Source organism: Mesorhizobium sp. WSM4844 (genome assembly GCF_055811775.1).
Map to the genome: position 1 here is coordinate 13,284 of NZ_JBVVQB010000042.1, position 16,832 is coordinate 30,115.

The 16,832-nt window shown below is 60.2% G+C and carries 11 protein-coding genes and 1 riboswitch; of the genes, 3 read left to right on the forward strand and 8 right to left on the reverse strand.

All coding sequences use genetic code 11. The annotated features are described in order from the left end of the window. The 3 genes from AC0L2A_RS25995 to AC0L2A_RS26005 all read right to left on the reverse strand — a co-directional run bounded on the left by AC0L2A_RS25995 (position 1) and on the right by AC0L2A_RS26005 (position 5,073). Positions 1–1,842: a type II toxin-antitoxin system HipA family toxin gene (locus AC0L2A_RS25995; protein WP_473611248.1), complete on the reverse strand. Its 1,842-nt coding sequence runs from the start codon at positions 1,840–1,842 to the stop codon at positions 1–3. A gap of 275 nt (positions 1,843–2,117) precedes the next feature. Next, positions 2,118–3,512, reverse strand: coding sequence for a M16 family metallopeptidase (locus AC0L2A_RS26000; RefSeq protein WP_473523937.1), 1,395 nt, complete (start codon positions 3,510–3,512; stop codon positions 2,118–2,120). Position 3,513: 1 nt separating this feature from the next. Continuing rightward, on the reverse strand, positions 3,514–5,073 hold the full coding sequence (locus tag AC0L2A_RS26005) for a M16 family metallopeptidase (RefSeq protein ID WP_473611227.1): 1,560 nt from the start codon (positions 5,071–5,073) through the stop codon (positions 3,514–3,516). A gap of 519 nt (positions 5,074–5,592) precedes the next feature. On the opposite strand from AC0L2A_RS26005, the gene AC0L2A_RS26010 reads away from it, so the two are divergent. Both AC0L2A_RS26010 and AC0L2A_RS26015 read left to right on the forward strand, forming a co-directional pair. After that, on the forward strand, positions 5,593–5,805 hold the full coding sequence (locus AC0L2A_RS26010) for a cold-shock protein (RefSeq protein WP_008874821.1): 213 nt from the start codon (positions 5,593–5,595) through the stop codon (positions 5,803–5,805). A gap of 219 nt (positions 5,806–6,024) precedes the next feature. Beyond that, positions 6,025–6,621, forward strand: a complete 597-nt coding sequence (locus AC0L2A_RS26015) for a prephenate dehydratase domain-containing protein (protein ID WP_473611229.1) — start codon at positions 6,025–6,027, stop codon at positions 6,619–6,621. 631 nt (positions 6,622–7,252) lie between these two features. Here the strand turns inward: AC0L2A_RS26015 and hemN are convergent. Together hemN and AC0L2A_RS26025 are read right to left on the reverse strand one after the other, a co-directional pair. Continuing rightward, a complete protein-coding gene (gene hemN, locus AC0L2A_RS26020; RefSeq protein ID WP_473611230.1) occupies positions 7,253–8,587 on the reverse strand; it encodes an oxygen-independent coproporphyrinogen III oxidase in 1,335 nt (444 codons plus the stop codon). Positions 8,588–8,791: 204 nt separating this feature from the next. Beyond that, complete coding sequence (locus AC0L2A_RS26025) at positions 8,792–9,259, reverse strand: Ros/MucR family transcriptional regulator (protein WP_473611249.1); 468 nt, start codon at positions 9,257–9,259, stop codon at positions 8,792–8,794. 526 nt (positions 9,260–9,785) lie between these two features. On the opposite strand from AC0L2A_RS26025, the gene AC0L2A_RS26030 reads away from it, so the two are divergent. Next, positions 9,786–10,823 carry a cytochrome-c peroxidase gene (locus AC0L2A_RS26030; protein ID WP_473523920.1) on the forward strand — a complete coding sequence of 346 codons (1,038 nt, stop codon included), beginning with the start codon at positions 9,786–9,788 and terminating at the stop codon, positions 10,821–10,823. Between the two features lie 212 nt (positions 10,824–11,035). On the opposite strand, the gene tdh is transcribed toward AC0L2A_RS26030, so the two are convergent. The 3 genes from tdh to AC0L2A_RS26045 all read right to left on the reverse strand — a co-directional run bounded on the left by tdh (position 11,036) and on the right by AC0L2A_RS26045 (position 16,777). Further along, complete coding sequence (gene tdh, locus AC0L2A_RS26035; protein WP_473611232.1) at positions 11,036–12,088, reverse strand: L-threonine 3-dehydrogenase; 1,053 nt, start codon at positions 12,086–12,088, stop codon at positions 11,036–11,038. Between the two features lie 648 nt (positions 12,089–12,736). Further along, complete coding sequence (metE, locus tag AC0L2A_RS26040; protein ID WP_473611251.1) at positions 12,737–15,082, reverse strand: 5-methyltetrahydropteroyltriglutamate--homocysteine S-methyltransferase; 2,346 nt, start codon at positions 15,080–15,082, stop codon at positions 12,737–12,739. A 115-nt stretch (positions 15,083–15,197) separates the two neighbouring features. Then, a riboswitch (cobalamin riboswitch) is annotated at positions 15,198–15,396 on the reverse strand. 388 nt (positions 15,397–15,784) lie between these two features. After that, positions 15,785–16,777 carry an adenosine kinase gene (locus AC0L2A_RS26045; protein WP_473611233.1) on the reverse strand — a complete coding sequence of 331 codons (993 nt, stop codon included), beginning with the start codon at positions 16,775–16,777 and terminating at the stop codon, positions 15,785–15,787. Positions 16,778–16,832: the final 55 nt, after the last annotated feature.

Below are 16,832 nucleotides of genomic sequence, written 5' to 3' on the forward strand. Positions count from 1 at the left end.
CTACGCAAACCCTTCGATGCGTTCGTGGACAATAGCGCGCATTTGCTCCGCCATCTTTGCGCCTTGAGAGCCGTCTGATAGAGGCGGCGGCAATTCGAGGTGGTTGAGAGCGCGTGAGAGGGCTGCAACGAGATCGTCGATGCTGCTATCCGCATCGGCTGCCTTGATGCCAGCCGTGCTCGCGAAAGCCTTGAAGTCGGCGCGCCGCAGACGATCGTCTTTGCCGTTCAGCTTGAGGGCCATCCGGTCTTTTTCGAGATGTGGAAACACGCGAGTCGTGACCGCGTCGTAGAGCGGACCCATGCGGACTGAGCTGAACTGCGCGCTGCCGGGCTCTGCGATTTTCAGCAGTGCCATGTTCTTCAGGTGCATGTCGCCATCGGCGATCAGCCAGGCGAATAAGGATCGCTTGAGGACAAGCAGGACGTCGTCTTCGGGGGAGGTCGATAGCGGTCTTAGTGCCCGCGCGATTCGCTCCATTGTGCCGTCGTATTTTGCTTCCGTGGGCACACCGAGCACTGAGCAAAAATCCTCAAGCGCCAAAAGGTGCTTGTCGTCAAGTCTCGTTCTGATGTCGAACCGCTCGACGAGGAGCGCCGGAGGCATCCCGTCAGGCATGGGGACGAGCGCCGTCGCGGGCGTCTTGAAACCGGCCGCGCTGCCCAAAGCGAGCGACTGCCATTCGATAACCGGCAGGGGTTCAAATCCACCTGTACCGGCAGGCTTGAGGATATGGGTGAATGGTTTGCCGGTACTGGGGGAGAGAGTACCGTCGTTATCGAGGAACATCGGCGCTTTGATCTGAACGCCTGACAAACGCGGCGTATCAGTACGCTCGAAAATCTCCGCCAGATTGCGCTCGAAGCTCTGCTCCAGATCGCCACGACCCGGCCCTGCATACTGGCCAGTGAAGATAGAATTTCTAGTGAAGCCATTGAGCCGGGTTAGCAGGACGTCGGGCGGCAGGGCGGAGAGATCGCTCGCACGCTCGACGATGGTGATGTTGGACATGTAGCGTTTGCCCGAGCGCAGCGTCGCGCGCTCGTCGCGGTCATTCAACACCGACTCAAGCCAGCCTTCAGGCAGCAGCGAGAGGATGAAAGGAGGGAGCTTGCCCGGCGTGGTCTGGCGAACAAGTGGCGGGCCATCCTGATCGTCTGGATTCCAGCGCCACTCAAAACCATCATGTGTGAGATTGCCGAGCGGAGCGCCGTGCCACGCTACGATCAGATCGAACGCGGCTTCATTGCGCGCAGGCTCTGCGGTCACTGGACGGCGCAGGAGGAAGCGCTCGGCGTGCTCGCCTTCGCGATACCACTGGTTTTCGCGGGCAAGCGCCCATGTCGCGTCGGCAGCGCCCTGGGCGCTGCCGTATTCTTCTATGAGGCGGTTCGCGATTGTCTCGCGCATCGTCTCATCGATGGATGCCGCGTGTTCGCTGCGCAGGCGGAAAGCTTCGAGGAAGCGCTGGCGCATCGAGGAGACGTCGATCCGGAATTCTCCCATGCCATCATCGACATTCGCTTGAGCGACTGATGGGTGGTCGGGGGCTGCGTTCTGAATGATTTCCAGCGAGCGCAAGCGCGTGCGCTGTATTCGTCGCCCGCTCAGGAACAGACGGCCATCGCGGGTCGGGCCGAGAATGACAGCGCTCGCCGCCGAGAGGTAAGCGTTGGGATACAGGTATTTGGCGATGCGGACGGCGTGTTTGAGTATCGTGGCCTCGATATCCTCCCCGGCATCGACATAGATGCCGCGCATTAGCTGGACGAGCTTGCCCGTTTCAGCCTGATAGTGGCTGCGGGTTTTATCGATGTTTTCCCCGACGAGGTGAAGGGCCATTTCTAACTTTCTCGTATCTGAAATACGGGAAAGTAGCATAGTGAGCTCCAAAATTCAAGAGAATCTAACTTTCGCGTGTTTCATATACGCGAAAGTTAGAAATGCTTTCTCGGAACGTCGGGCGTTCTCCGGCTCGGCAATCGGACCGCCGGGCGAGAACCTGGTCTACGAGGGCGAGCAGGCAGAAATCAAGGCGTGCATTCTGCCGCACCATAGTCGAATCAGCCAAACGTATGTGGGCGGAGTCCTTCAGCAACTATTCCTAGAGCGCGAGATTATTCGCTGTCACGGGCACCAGCTAGCCGCGGGCCAACGCCCATAATGGCGGGCTCGACCGAAAGCAGTTTCTTCGCCGCCGCCCTGACTTCGTCGAGCGTCACCTGCTCGATGAGGGCCGGGCGGTGCTGGATGTAGTCTATTCCGCGCTTGTCGAGCTGCAGCCTGAGAAGCGTGGCTGAAATCGCCCTGGAGGAACCAAGATTGCTCATAGCATAGGCCCCGATCAGATACTTTTTGCTCGCTTCGAGCTCGGCCGCTGTTGGCCCGGTGTCCACCAGCTCCTTGATTACTTGTCTAATCAGGTCGAGTGTCTCCGCCGCCCTGTCGGCGCGCGTCGACGTGGTCACGACAAGCGTGTTGGAATGCTGGTGGCCTTCCAAACTGGAGGACACACCGTAGGCCAGGCCACGCTTTTCCCGCACTTCCTGGAACAGACGTGAGGTGAATGGCGAGCCTCCGAGTATATCGTTTATCAGCTGCGCGGCATAGAATTCCGGGTCGCTGCGTCCGACGCCGGGAAACGCCAGCTGGAGCGAAGTCTGGGGCAGGGCGTATGCGACCAACGTCCACTGGCCGAGCTTCGGGGTGACATCAGGTACCTGGGCGAGCGCCTGCTTCTGAGGCAAATCGCCGAACAACTGGTCGAGCCTTGCACTCAGAGTTTTGGCATCGATGTCGCCGACAACCGCCACGTGCAGCCCCTCGCGGGCGAAAGCGGCCTTGTGGAAGGCGCTTAGATCGGCGGGCGTTATGCGGGCCAGGCTTTCCTTGGTGCCCTCGGGCGGCCTCGAATACGGATGCGCGCCGTAGAGCCTGCGCCGCCATGCATCCCTGCCGATCGCGTGAGGTTCGCGCTCGTTGGCAATAATGCCGGAGAGAAGCTGAGCGCGGATTCGGTCAAAGGGTTCCTGATCGAAGCGGGGCCTGTTCAACGCGAGCCTGATGAGATCGAAAGCGGCGTCCTGGCGCTGGGAAAGCATGCGCACCGAGCCATAGATGCCGTCAGGCCGTGCGTGGAAGCTCATCTCAGCGCCGGCATCATCGAGCCGCACCTGAAAGGTGTCGCCGCCGTGATCGCCTGCGCCCTCGTCGAACAAGCCGGTCATCAAATTGGCAAGCCCCTCCTTACCGGCCGGGTCCTGGCTGGTGCCGCCGTCAAACACGAACTGGAGCGTGACGATCGGCAGCTTATGGTCTTCCACCAGCCAGGCGGTGATCCCCTTTTCAGATTTCACCTCCTGGATGTTCGCCGCAGCACGGGCGGTACACGCTGGCAGGGTGAGGAAGAAAATAGCAAGGCAAAGGACGGCCAGCCAGGAGGCGAGGCGCCAGCCTTGTCCAAAAGGAGAGGGCAATGCTTGTGGAATGGCCCGGAATTGGTTCGTCATCATATCAATTTTCCTTGGGCAGGAGATAGCCGGTGGTCGAATGGTCGGACACGAGGTAGCGGGCGGCAACGGCCTTAACCTGATCGGCCGTGACCTTGCGGATGCGGTCCGGCCATTCCTCGACGTCTTTCACATTGCCGCCTGTGGCAAGCGTGGCGCCATACATGCCAGCGACGGCGGCCTGCTCGTCATGGGCGAAGATGAACGAGCGGATATAGCGGTTTTTCGTCTTCTCCAGTTCGTCGCTGGTGATGCCGTTCCTGGCGATGCGCGCTATCTCGGCGTCGACTGCGGCCTCGACATCCGCAAGCTTCGCCTTGCCGCGCGGCCAGCCACGGATGCTGAACTTGCCAGCATCCAGCATGGTGCCCTCGAAATCAGCGTCGGCCGCTGCGGCTATGCCCTGCTTCACAACGAGCTCCTGGTACAGCCGGCTGCGGTTGCCCCCGGCGAGAATCTGTGCCAGCAGGTCCAGCGCCTCGGCTTCGCCGGGCTCGGCGGTGCGATAGGACGGCACCACCCAATATCTGGAAAAGATGGGGACCGAAACGCGGCCATCCCTTAGCGTCAATGTGCGCCTGGTGTTCTGCACCGGCTCAGACGGGCGTTCGCGTGGCGGCAGATCTGGTCCACGCGGGACCTTGCCATAGGTCTTCTCGGCCAGCGCCTTCACGGCCTCGGGCTCGACGTCGCCTGCCACCACCAGCACGGCGTTGTTCGGCCAGTACTTGTCATAAAAAGCCACGGCGTCGTTGCGGTCCAGCTTCTCGATCTCGTGCATCCAGCCGATCACCGGGATCCGGTAGGGTTGGCTCTGCCAGAGCGTCGTGACGACCTCCTCATCGAGAAGCGCCTCCGGATTGTTGTCGACCCTCAAGCGACGCTCCTCGCGGACCACGTCCCGCTCGGTGTTGATGACGTCATCCGTGAGGGTGAGATTGCGCATGCGATCAGCCTCGAAGCTCATCATCTGCTCCACTGCCGAGGGCGCCACTCTTTCGTAGAAGGCAGTATAATCGTAAGAGGTGAAGGCGTTTAGCGAGCCCCCGATCTCCGCCACCGCGCGGTCCAGCTCGCCGGCGCCGTGATTGGCCGTCCCTTTGAACATCAGATGCTCGAAGAAATGCGCGATGCCGGATTTGCCCTGAGGCTCGTCGGCACTGCCGACCTTGTACCACAGCATATGGGTGACGATGGGCGCGCGGTGATCGGGTATGACGACCACCTCCATGCCGTTGTCGAGCAGGAAATTCGCTATGTCATAGGCGGCCGCCGGAGACGGCGCGGTCGTCAGAAATGCCAGCGCGGTCGCAAAAAGTGCGCCCCGCAGCCAAGCAGACGGTGGCTTCGGTTGTGGTGACCGGGCGATGGACAAAGTTCGCACGGAAGTGAGTTGTCCCTCAATTTGAAGGTGCTGCGTCCCTGTCGCCCCCACTGGGAGAAGGTGGATCGGTGGGCAGCGCCGGTCCAGACGAGCCCTCACAATGCTGCCAGGCCCGGCTCGGATGTCAGTTTTGAGTAGGTCGGCGAAAGGTGGGGCGGCATTTTTCTGGGTGGGGATCATGGGACGACTCTCCTGCGTGTTTTGCATGACCCCGCAGGAACCGTGCCAGATGAGAAAGCCGTTTCGGCGATGCGATTCAACGGTCTCTCTGTTGCGTACCTCCGACATTGTCCGACGTCTGACACCGCCGAATGGGGGGCGCTTGCCGCTTAAAGAGGTGGCTACGTGAACTACCCTTAGGACAGCGGCGAAGATGGTGGCGTCAGCGCGCGCCCGTAGTTGCTGGTCGTCCGCGTACTCTTGCTCACATCGGCCGATCGCAGGTCCCTAACAGGACTCCAAACCAGCGATAGACGCGGTTCTGGAATTTACCGGAGCGTTTCAGAACTTGTGTTTGCCATTCGGAGCGCCAGCGCGGGAGACGCTGTCCGCGACAGGCGGTCATGATGGAGCTTGCGAGCCGCTTTAGCGATTTGACCGGGCTTTTGCTATTTTAGCTTTTGCTGCCCTAAAGTCTCGGATATGAAGCGGACCTGGCTTATGGCCTGCCTACATTGAATTGTTACAAAGGAATACGCTATGGCGACTGGAACGGTGAAGTGGTTCAACAGCACCAAGGGATTCGGTTTTATCCAGCCTGACAACGGAGGTCAGGACGTTTTCGTCCACATTTCCGCTGTCGAACGAGCGGGTCTTTCGACCCTTAATGAGGGCCAGAAGATCAACTATGAGGTCGAACAGGACCGCCGTACTGGCAAATCATCCGCTGGCAGTCTCAGCAAAGCTGGCTGACCTTTTTCTGCTTCTGCCCGGCAAGAGCCGGGCAGAAGTGCCACTGACCGCGCCATAGGAGCGGGCAAGAACACGGATCCCCGCCGACTGGGGCAGCGGATTGTAGCAAGCTGCTAAGTTCTACTGCCACACGATGTTGCAAGCGAAGAGGGGCGGGTCCCAGCCCTCTTACTTTCCGCAGCAGATGTTTATCGCATTCTCGATCGAGCGTGCCGGGGAATGAACGAGCAATTCAGCCAGCCTCCAGCGATCGACACCTCCTGGATCAAGAGGGCAGGGTACATTGGCCCTGAGGGGACCTGGACCCATCAAGCCTCGCTGGACCTCTTTGGTGACCAAGTTGAACTCGTTCCGTTCAGCCACGGATTGTTCGAAGCATATGAGAATGGCTGCGTCCACGTTGCATGCTTCGCAGCTACGACCTCTCTGGTCGGAGCCACTCCCTACCTCGACCAAGTCTTGAGCTTGAGGTCTCCTACGATTATCGCCGAGTACCCGAAGGTCCTGAGCTACAGCCTCATGGCCAGCAAGGATGCGAGTTTCTCGAAGATCGCTAAGGTGGTGGGCCACCCCGTGGCTCTGCAGGAGGTGGCCGGGTGGCTCGACGAGAACATGCCCAATGTCGAGCGAGAGAGCCGTCGGGGATCGACGTCTTTCGTGGCAGAGCAAAAATCTCCCTCGATAGCAGCATTTGGTCCTGCGCTTGGTGCCAAGCTGTACAATCTGCAGATATTGCGAACAGGAATTGAAAAAGGGCTGCATAACTACGCGGTGGTGGGTGCTCGGGCGCAGGACCCCTGCGCCGACAGGTTTTGACCGGACAACACTTCACCTCCGCGTTTCAGAGCAAAATTTCAGTTGTGTCCTGAACAGGTTCTCGAATGACGATTTAGCCGTTCTCAATGTCTATCAGCGTCCGACCTGCGAGCGGCTAGACACCCATCAGTATGTCATGGATGTCGCTGGACACGTTTTGACGCACCCGGCGCTGGCCGCGTTGCCGGAGATTGATGGCCTGAGAATTCTCGGATCGTACCCACGTCGCTATTAGTTGTGGCTAGGCTAGGGTAGTTTCCGTCCATAACCCCAAAACTGTTGATCTTATCACTGACGAACAAGGGGCTGCCGCATCGACCTTGATGCGATGTACACGTAATGCGCAAGCCATGGACGAGATAATCGCGCCGACGATCTTGTCGTTCCCGCCAGTTTCTTGCCTGCGAAACGGAGTATTCATAGGCACAGATGTCGACCGGCCGAGCATCTCACAAAACCAGTGACCGTTGTATGACTGTGACGCGTTGTGGGCGGCACGCTCGTCCATTCGGGAAGGTCCAACACTTCAATCCGCGCAGGGGCGCCGTGACCGGGGCCTGCGGCATTTTTACGAGCGTGCCGTTTGGCACGAGCTTATCGCTTTGACGCCCCTCACGCTGCTTGGCTGTGCTTATGGGACAACCCGGTCGAGAAAAGCATCGAATGCGGCCGCAACAACGCGAATCACGAAGCGATGCTCTTGCCGCGCCCGGATGAGACCGTTTTCGATGTCCACTACCCCGTCCTCGGCCAGCTTCGCCAGGCGTTCAGTTGAATCGAGAAAGCGGATTGGATCGAATCCATAGGCCGCACAGATTGCCGGCACATCGGCCTCCAAATCGCACATCAGCCGCTCGATGATTGCGGCTCGCACGCGGTCTTCGTCTGTGAGCCGGTAGCCTTTTGACGTTGCCAGACGCCCCCCTGCTATGTGCCGGCTGTAGGACTCGTGTGTCACCTCGTTCTGGACGTAACCATCGCCGACCCGCCCGATAGCCGACGCGCCGAAACCGATCACGGTTTTGCAGGTGTCGGCCGAGTAACCCAGCGAGTTACGCCGTAGCCGACCGCGGGTCTGCGCCAGCGTAAGTTCGTCGTCCGGCAAGGCGAAATGGTCGAGGCCGATCTCTCGGTAGCCGGCCGCAACCAGCGTATCTGCCACGGCCGCAGCCTGTTCGGCGCGGGCGACGCTGTCCGGCAGCGCAGTCTTCTCGATCAGGCGCTGATTCCTTATCACCGATGGAATGTGGGAGTAGCCGAACACCGCGAGCCGGTTGGGACGCATGGCGACAGTCGCCGCCGCAGTCTGGACGCAGGACTCTACCGTCTGGTTCGGGAGACCGAAAATGAGATCGAAGTTGATGCCGCTTACGCCATGGCGGCGCAGCTCTTCGACGGCAGCGGCCGTCTGCGCCTCGCTCTGGACCCGGTTGATCGCTTTTTGGACGATCGGGTCAAAGCTCTGCACCCCGAGGCTCGCGCGGCTCACGTTCGCTGCTCCCAACGCTTCGGCGATCTCGGCCGTGAAGGTGCGCGGATCAATTTCGACGGCGATCGTAGCGAGCTCCCTGAACGCGAAGCGGCGGCGCAGGAATTCTATGGTGTCCAGGAACTCGGCTGCCCCGATCAGGGTCGGGGTTCCACCGCCGAAATGCACGTCGTTCACGACGAGCCCCTGCTGCACTTTCTCCGAAACCAAACGGATCTCGTTGCGCAGAACGTCCAGATAGTTGAGGATCGGCCCCTGATTGCGGGCAATCGTGGTCGGGAAGCCGCAAAACCAGCAGATCGATTGGCAGAACGGAATGTGGAGATAGAGCGACACCGAATCGTCAGCTGGCAGACCTCTTAGCCATACCTCATAGCTTTCGGCTCCGACGCTGGCGGTGAACTCCGCTACAGTCGGATAGATGGTGTACCAAGGCAGGAGAGCCTCGCGATATTCTTTCACGATAGAGGTCTGCAACGGTTTCCGTCCCAAGCTGAAAAGTTGGTCCTTTTACCGCTTCGGTCTCCTGTGTCTCTGCGCTATGTCAGTTCCATTCCGCTTCGCGCCGTGTAATCACACCGTGCAAGGAAAAGGCGGGATTTTGATCCCGCCTTTTCGAGTGTTTCGTTCACATCTTGCTGATCGAGCCGCCAGCCCCACAACGGGTCTGGATGGAGGAAGTCACGCTGGTACCTTCTTTCTAGACCGCTTCTCCGGCGCCGAGACTTCAGGCTCTTTCGGTTTGCGGCCGAGCCCCATCGTCTTGGCCAACGCAGAGCGCGCAGCCGCGTAGTTCGGCGCGACCATGGGATAATCCGCCGGCAGACCCCATTTGGCGCGATAGTCATTGGGGGTCAGACCGTAGTGGGTCGACAGATGGCGCTTTAGCGATTTGAATTTCTTGCCGTCCTCAAGAGAGATAATGTAGTCCGGCGTCACCGATTTTCTGATCGGGACGGCCGGCGTCAACACGGTCGGCTCTTGTGCCGAGACGCGACCGGCCGCCGTGTGTTTCAAAGCTTCGTGCACTTGGCCGATCAGGGCAGACAGGTCCGCCACCGGAACGGGATTGTTGGAAACATAGGCTGAGACAACATCCGCGGTAAGGTCGATGAGGTTGTTGGCGTTTTCAAAGTCTTCTTCTGGCATGAAACTCTCCGGTGGATTGGTCTGCGGAGCGGTCGCTTCTAGTGGTGATTTCCGATGAAAGCAACAAATCTCGCCACAGGATTGTTCGTTGCTCGTCCAATAGTGAGGTTTATAGCGCCACTTCACGCTGTCGTAACACTGATCTGCGCGGTAATCGCTGTCCATAACTGCGCCCGTATCCGCCGTTCAGTCCCGATCTCGTCCGTCTGAATCGCAAAGGGAAGACGCACAAAGCTTGTAGACCATGAGCCGTGCACTCGATGGGGGCAGCTTGCGCGTATGGGTTGGCGTTGCGGCAGCATGTGGCGACGGGCCACGGAACCGACCAAACCCTCAGTCGAACAACAGCGATTGCGCGCGCTCACCATTGGAATCCGCCGTCGGGGCGATGAATCGCAGTTCCTGTTCCCGGCGCTCGATCGGCTTCGTCGGCAGGCACGATTCCCTCGATCCGCTGATCTAGCGCAGGGCGTTCGCAAGCCGCATGTGGAGAATGGTTTCCGTGCACATCGTAAGGACTCCATTTATGAAAATTCTATTCCCTGCGGTGGCTGTTGCGCTTGTGGCAGCCACAGCTTTTGCTGCGCAGTCCATTCCGCCAGACCTCAGAGAAACGGCACTGGCCACCTTCAAGCCCTTGCCATTCACGCCGGCGCTCGCCAACAACCCGAGCACGCCCGAGAAGATTGCCCTCGGCAATGCACTGTTCTTCGATCCACGCCTCTCGTTCTCAGGCGTTTTCTCCTGCAACTCGTGCCACAACCTGGCCACCGGGGGCGACGACAATCGTGAAACTTCGATTGGCCATGGTTGGCAGAAGGGGCAGCGCAACGCCCCGACGGTGTTTAACTCTGTCTTCAACAAATCACAGTTTTGGGACGGTCGCGCCGAAGACCTGAAAGCTCAGGCCAAAGGGCCGATACAGGCCGGTGTCGAAATGGCCAACACATCGCATCGAGTGGTCGAGACGTTCAGATCGATGCCGCAATATGTGGAGTGGTTCCATTCAGCTTTCCCGGATGAAGCCGATCCCATCACCTTCGAAAACGTAGCCAATGCACTCGCAGACTATGAGACGACACTGGTCACGCCGGCCCCCTTCGACGCCTTCCTCAATGGCGATGAGACCGCCATCGGTCCCAAAGAGAAACAGGGCCTGGCCCTTTTTATCGAAAAGGGCTGCTCGTCCTGCCATTCCGGTGTCAATATTGGTGGGGAAGGCTATTATCCATTCGGCCTCGTTGAGAGGCCTAGCGCCGACGTTCTGCCGGAGAACGACAAGGGACGATTTGCCGTCACCAATGTACCAGAGGATTCCTATGTTTTCCGCGTGCCGCCGCTGCGCAACGTAGCAATCACCGCGCCATACTTTCATTCGGGCAAGGTCTGGGACCTGAGAGAGGCCGTCGCTATCATGGGCACCACCCAGCTTGGCGAACAGCTAACGCAAATCGAAATCGATAGGATCGTTGCCTTCCTTCATTCGCTGACCGGAAAACGACCGGAGATCACATATCCCATCTTACCGACTGAAACGCCCACAACACCTCGGCCTCGATCCTAGCCAGTGGGAAAGCAGACGATCGCGGCGGGCCTGTGAGCATTTCCTTGCCCGATCTGGGCGAATTGCCACGAGCGTCGCCGATTTGGCCGCGATACGTCGCCGACGATTGAGCGGCGCACGTCGGGGGAGGAGCCACTGCTTTTGCACAGCGATGCCCCTCGCGCGGAGATCGACGGCAGCCAGGGTGGCGTCCCGTCAGTACCTCCGCAAAGTCACATCGGCCAATCGCCCTGCCAGTCCATCACCACCTTGCCCGAGCTGCCGCTCCTCGTCGCATCGAAGCCGGCCTGAAAATCGTCGATGCCGATACGGTGCGTGATAAGCCCTGAGACATCCAGCGGTCCCTGCACCAGGGCAATCATCTTGTACCAGGTCTCGAACATCTCGCGGCCATAGATGCCCTTGAGTTGCAGCATCTTGAAGATGACCTTGTTCCAGTCGATCTCGAAGCCGGTCGGGGCAATGCCCAGAATGGCGATCTTGCCGCCATTGTTCATGGTATCGATCATGTCTCGGAAGGCGGGTGCTGCGCCCGACATTTCGAGGCCGACGTCAAAACCTTCGGTCATGCCGAGCGCCGGCATGATGTCGCGCAGCTTTTCCTTCGACGCGTTGACCACATGCTGGACGCCGAGTTTTTTCGCCAGCGCCAGCCGCACCGGATTGATGTCGGTGATGACCACTTTTCGCGCGCCGACGCATTGAGCGACCAGTGCAGCCATGATGCCGATCGGTCCGGCGCCGGTGACCAGCACGTCCTCGCCGACGAGATCGAAGGACAGTGCGGTGTGAACCGCATTGCCCAGGGGATCGAAGATTGCGGCGATCTCGTCGGGCACGTCGTCGGGGATCGGCACGACGTTGTGCTGTGGGATCGCCAAAAATTCACCGAAGGCGCCCGGCCGGTTGACGCCGACGCCGAGCGTGTTGCGGCACAGATGCCCCCTGCCCGCCCGGCAGTTGCGGCAATGGCCGCAGACGATGTGGCCTTCGCCCGAAACACGCTGGCCGATCTTGTATTCGGTGACCGCCGCGCCGAAATCGGCGACAGTGCCGACGAATTCGTGGCCGGTCACCATCGGTACCGGGACGGTCTTCTGCGCCCACTGGTCCCAATTGTAGATGTGGACGTCGGTACCGCAGATCGCGGTCTTCCTGATCTTGATCAGGACGTCGTTCGGGCCGATTTCCGGCACCGGCACCTCTTCCATCCAGATGCCCGGCTCGGCCTTGGCCTTGACCAGCGCCTTCATCATGTTCGACACCAGTAGCTCCTTACACTTGGTTGATTCCGCTCCTCGCCACTGCTCGGGTAGCCTGCACGACGAAAAAGCTTTGATTCTTGGACCGATAGTAATGTGAGCGGCTGCCTTTGCGTCGAAGCAACATTCCACCGCGAGCAGTGCGCATGAAAAGCTCCGTTCCAGCGAACCTCAGCAGAAGCGGAGCAAACGCCATGCCAGATTCAGCCAAGCTTCAATTCGAGCGATGAGGAATGGTCGCAGCTTGCGGCTGGGCGGTATGGCTATTTTGTCGATGTCCGCCACATGCGACGCATTCCCTCGAAACCGATGCTCTTGATGGTCGATCTCGCCGCCGATATCTCGATGATGCCGGTGCTCAGGCGGCATCCTCAGCGTTGGCCCTCGGTGAAGTGTCTGTTGGCCGCTGGCGCCTGTGAGAGGCTGCAGCTCATGGACAAAGCTGTCTTCCTTGATTTCGTGGCGAAATCATCCGTCTTAGGACGACCAGAAGCGCTTCCAGATCCTGTCCGCCGCTGAGTCGTCGAGCGGACCTTCGGCTGGACGACAAGGGTGGGGGCCTCGCACGCGTCGACCGACTTGCGCGCGGCTTTCGATGGCGTCCTTTCTGCCTTAAATATCCGCAAAGCCCGCGGGTCACATGTTTGCCCGTCACAGTGGCTCAGCGGCCTGCGCCTGCACTTTCTCCCGCAATGCGCATGCTGCAGCGACCATGTTGATGAGGGCAGGGCGGACCTCCTCCCATTTCCTTGTTTTGAGGCCACAGTCCGGATTCACCCACAGTTGGCCGTCCGACAGTCGCTCGCGGGCAAGTTGGGCGAGATGCAAAATCTCGCCAATCTCCGGGACGCGTGGTGAGTGAACGTCGTAGACGCCAGGACCGATTTCGTTTGGATATTTGGACTTGGTGAAGGCGTCCAGCAGTTCCATTTTGGAGCGCGACGTTTCGATCGAAATGACGTCCGCGTCCAGTTCAGCAATCGAGTCGATGATCTCATTGAACTCCGAATAGCACATGTGGGTGTGAATTTGGGTGGCGTCCGCTACACCCGTTGAAGCGAGCCGGAAGCATTCGACAGCCCAGCCGAGATAATGTTTCCAGTTGGACTTCCGCAGGGGCAAGCCTTCGCGAAACGCGGCCTCATCGATCTGGATCACCCTTGCGCCGGCTCTTTCCAAGTCGGCCACTTCATCGCGGATGGCGAGCGCGATCTGGCGGCAGACCTCGGCGCGGGGTACGTCGTCGCGCACAAAAGACCAGTTAAGAATCGTCACTGGGCCTGTGAGCATGCCCTTCACCGGCTTTTTCGTCAGCGACTGGGCAAATTGCCACCAGAGGACCGTCATCGGATTGGGCCGCGATACGTCGCCGAAGATGATGGGAGGACGCACGAGCCGGGAGCCGTAACTTTGCACCCAGCCATGCTGGGTGAAGGCGAGGCCGGACAGCTGCTCGCCGAAATGCTGGACCATGTCGTTTCGTTCGAACTCGCCATGTACCAGCACGTCCAGCCCAATCTCCTCCTGCCAGCGGACCGCCGCCTCGGTCTCCTTCTTCAGGAAGGCCTGGTAATCGACATAGCTCAGCCGGCCCTTCGCATGAGCGGAGCGCGCCCTGCGCACCTCGGGCGTCTGCGGGAAGGACCCGATCGTCGTCGTCGGGAACGGCGGTAGGCCGAGCGTGTCAGCCTGGACTCTGGAGCGCTTGGCAAATGCGCTCTTTCGTTGCTTCATGGCGCCGTCAATGCTGATAACCCGCCCATGGACGAGCGGATCATGGACCTTTCCAGACATTGCGCGCGCCGCGGCCGCCTTGGCAGAAGCTTTCAGTGCGCCCGCTACGGCCTCCCTGCCTTCGGACAAGGCTTGGGCCAGCACAAGCAGCTCTTCACTCTTCTGGGCGGCGAATGCCAGCCACGAACTGACATCCACATCGAGCGCGGTCTCCATCCGCAGGTCCATCGGCACATGAAGCATCGAGCAGGAAGGCGCAATCTCGACGCGATCCAGCGGCCAGCCGGCAACGATCGGCTTGATGCGGTCGAGAATGGCAGCCAGGTTCGCGCGCCAGACGTTGCGGCCGTCGATCAAGCCAAGTGAGAGCACCAGATCCTTCGGTGCGAGCCGACCAACCGTCTCCAACTGCTCGGGAGCGCGCACGAGATCGAGATGTAAGCCCGCCAGGCGCAGCGAAAGCGCGGTCTCCAGATTGTCTCCCAGCGGCCCGAAATAGGTCGCCAGCATAATTTTCAACTTGGGCGCGGCTTTCGACAGCTGGCCGTACGTGAATTCGAAGGCAGATCGTTCGTTCGGGCTAAGGTCGAGCACAAGCGCCGGCTCATCAATCTGCACCCAGTCGGCCCCCGAGAGCTCCAGCCTCCGCAGGAGTTGCTCGTAGACGGGCAGCAGCCGCGGTAGGAGCGCTATGGGATTGAAACACTGGCCGGGAGACTTCGCCAGCTTGAGGAAGGTGACCGGTCCAAGGATGACCGGGCGTGTATGGATGCCGAGCTCTTTTGCCTCCAGAAAGTGATCGACTGGTTTCGTCGACGAGAGGGCGAATGCCTGATCGTCGCTCAGCTCCGGCACGATGTAGTGGTAGTTAGTGTCGAACCATTTGGTCATTTCCATCGCGGTTACGCGCTGGCCCTGAACCGCATGCCCGTGACTGGCGTGTCCGCAACCCGCAGTATCGCCTTGCGTCCCGCGCGCCATCGCGAAATAGATGTCGAGCGGGACCTCGCCGCCCGTCCAGCCGTAACGAGATGGCACGGCGCCGACCATTGCTGCGGTGTCGAGCACATGGTCATAAAGTGAGAAATCGTTCGACGGGATTTTCGACACGCCGCGGTCGTGCTGCTCGCTCCAGCTGGCGGCACGGAGTGCCTTCGCCGTCGCCAGAAGGTTGGCGGCAGAAGATTTTCCGGACCAGTAGCTTTCGAGCGCGAATTTCAGTTCTCGCCGGCGACCGATACGCGGCACGCCAAGCGTTGCTATGGGAACTTGCTGGGAGACATTCATTCCATACCCCGATGCTTGGGGCGGGGACAAGGAAGGCGCTAGCAGGCCGGCATGAACGCCGAGCTGCCGCGGCCACCAGACACCCCGCCCGTGGACGTTGTTCACCGTGGCAGGTCTCCTGGCTCGCGGGTCACAGCCTCTGCCCCGTCTTCCCGGGGCAGTTCGCCCCAGTGACATTGGTGGGTTGGCTCGCCGCTTACAGTTGCGGGGGCAGCGCCGGATTGCACCGGCTTCCCTCTTAGCTCCGCTACGGCAACGCCGTGCGGAGAACCACGACGCGCCGACAATCGCAGCAGCTCCCTTTGTTGTCAATGCCGTATAAAGAAATGTTTATGTGTTTATGTGAACCGTTCACCTGCGGCGTGTTCCCAAGTCGCAGGTCGCGGGTAGAGCTGAGCCATTTGCGCCCCTCTCCGGTTTGCGCAGGCTGTGCCTGGTCGCCGGGCAATCTGTCAATTGTACGATCCCGGCTCAAAACGACCTTCGTCAAAAAGGGCGTGTTGGCCATCATGATCGGCCGGCAGTACTGGCCCGAAGTGTGACAACGTTCCTGAGCCTCAAGAAATCAGAAATTTGGAGAAAACCGCCATCCTTCACGGACGGGTACGCGCCGTTTACCCGCGCTTGTCTGGACAGCCCGCAAACGGGAAGGTGGGCAGCACGTGGCAGAAAGCCGCCCTACAACAGCCCCGCCTGTTCAGCCTCGCGGCGCAAATTCTGCCGCGGCCTGGGGCCGATCTGCTGGATCACCAATCCGGCCGCCAGTGAACCGAGGTCGCCGCAGGTCTGCAGGCTGCGCCCTTGCGTGTAGCCGTAGAGGAAACCGGCGGCATAGAGGTCGCCGGCGCCGGTCGTATCGACCAGCTCGCGGATTTTGGTCGCATCGATGGTGACGGTCTCGTCGCCGCGCACGATGACGGAGCCTTTTTCCGAACGGGTCACGGCGGCGATCCGGCAATCCTTGCGGATCTGCGCCAGCGCCTCGTCAAACGACGATGTCTGGTAGAGTGACTTGATCTCGTGGCTGTTGGCAAAGACGATATCGACCGTGCCCGAACGCATCAGTTCGAGGAACTCGTCTCGGTAGCGATCGACGCAGAACGAATCCGACAGGGTCATCGACACTTCGCGGCCTGCCGCGTGCGCCAGCATCGCCGTCTGGCGGATTGCTTCCTTGGCGCGCGGCGGATCCCACAGATAGCCTTCGAAATAGGTGACCTTGGCGCCAGAGGCCTTGTCGGCCTCGACATCCTCCGGCCCGAGCTCGACGCAGGCGCCGAGATAGGTGTTCATCGAGCGCTCGCCGTCAGGGGTGACGAAGATCATCGAGCGCGCCGTCGGCGGTTCGCCATTGAGCGGCCTGGTATCGAAGGCGACGCCCTGCGCGTGGATGTCGTGGGCGTAGATTTCGCCCAGCGCATCGTTGGAGACCTTGCCGAAGAAAGCGGCGCGGCCGCCGAAGCTGGCGACGCCGGCCGCCGTGTTGCCGGCACTGCCGCCGGACGCCTCGATCGCCGGACCCATGCGGCTGTAGAGCAGCTCGGCGCGCCTTGTGTCGATGAGGTTCATCGCGCCCTTGATGATGCCGTTGGTCTCGAGGAATGCCTCGTCGCACTGCGCGATGATGTCGACGATGGCATTACCGATACAAAGCACGTCATATTTCGACATCAGTGTCTCCGCCAAAAAGCCGAGCCGGCTTCTCGCCACGCCGGGGCCGGCGTGT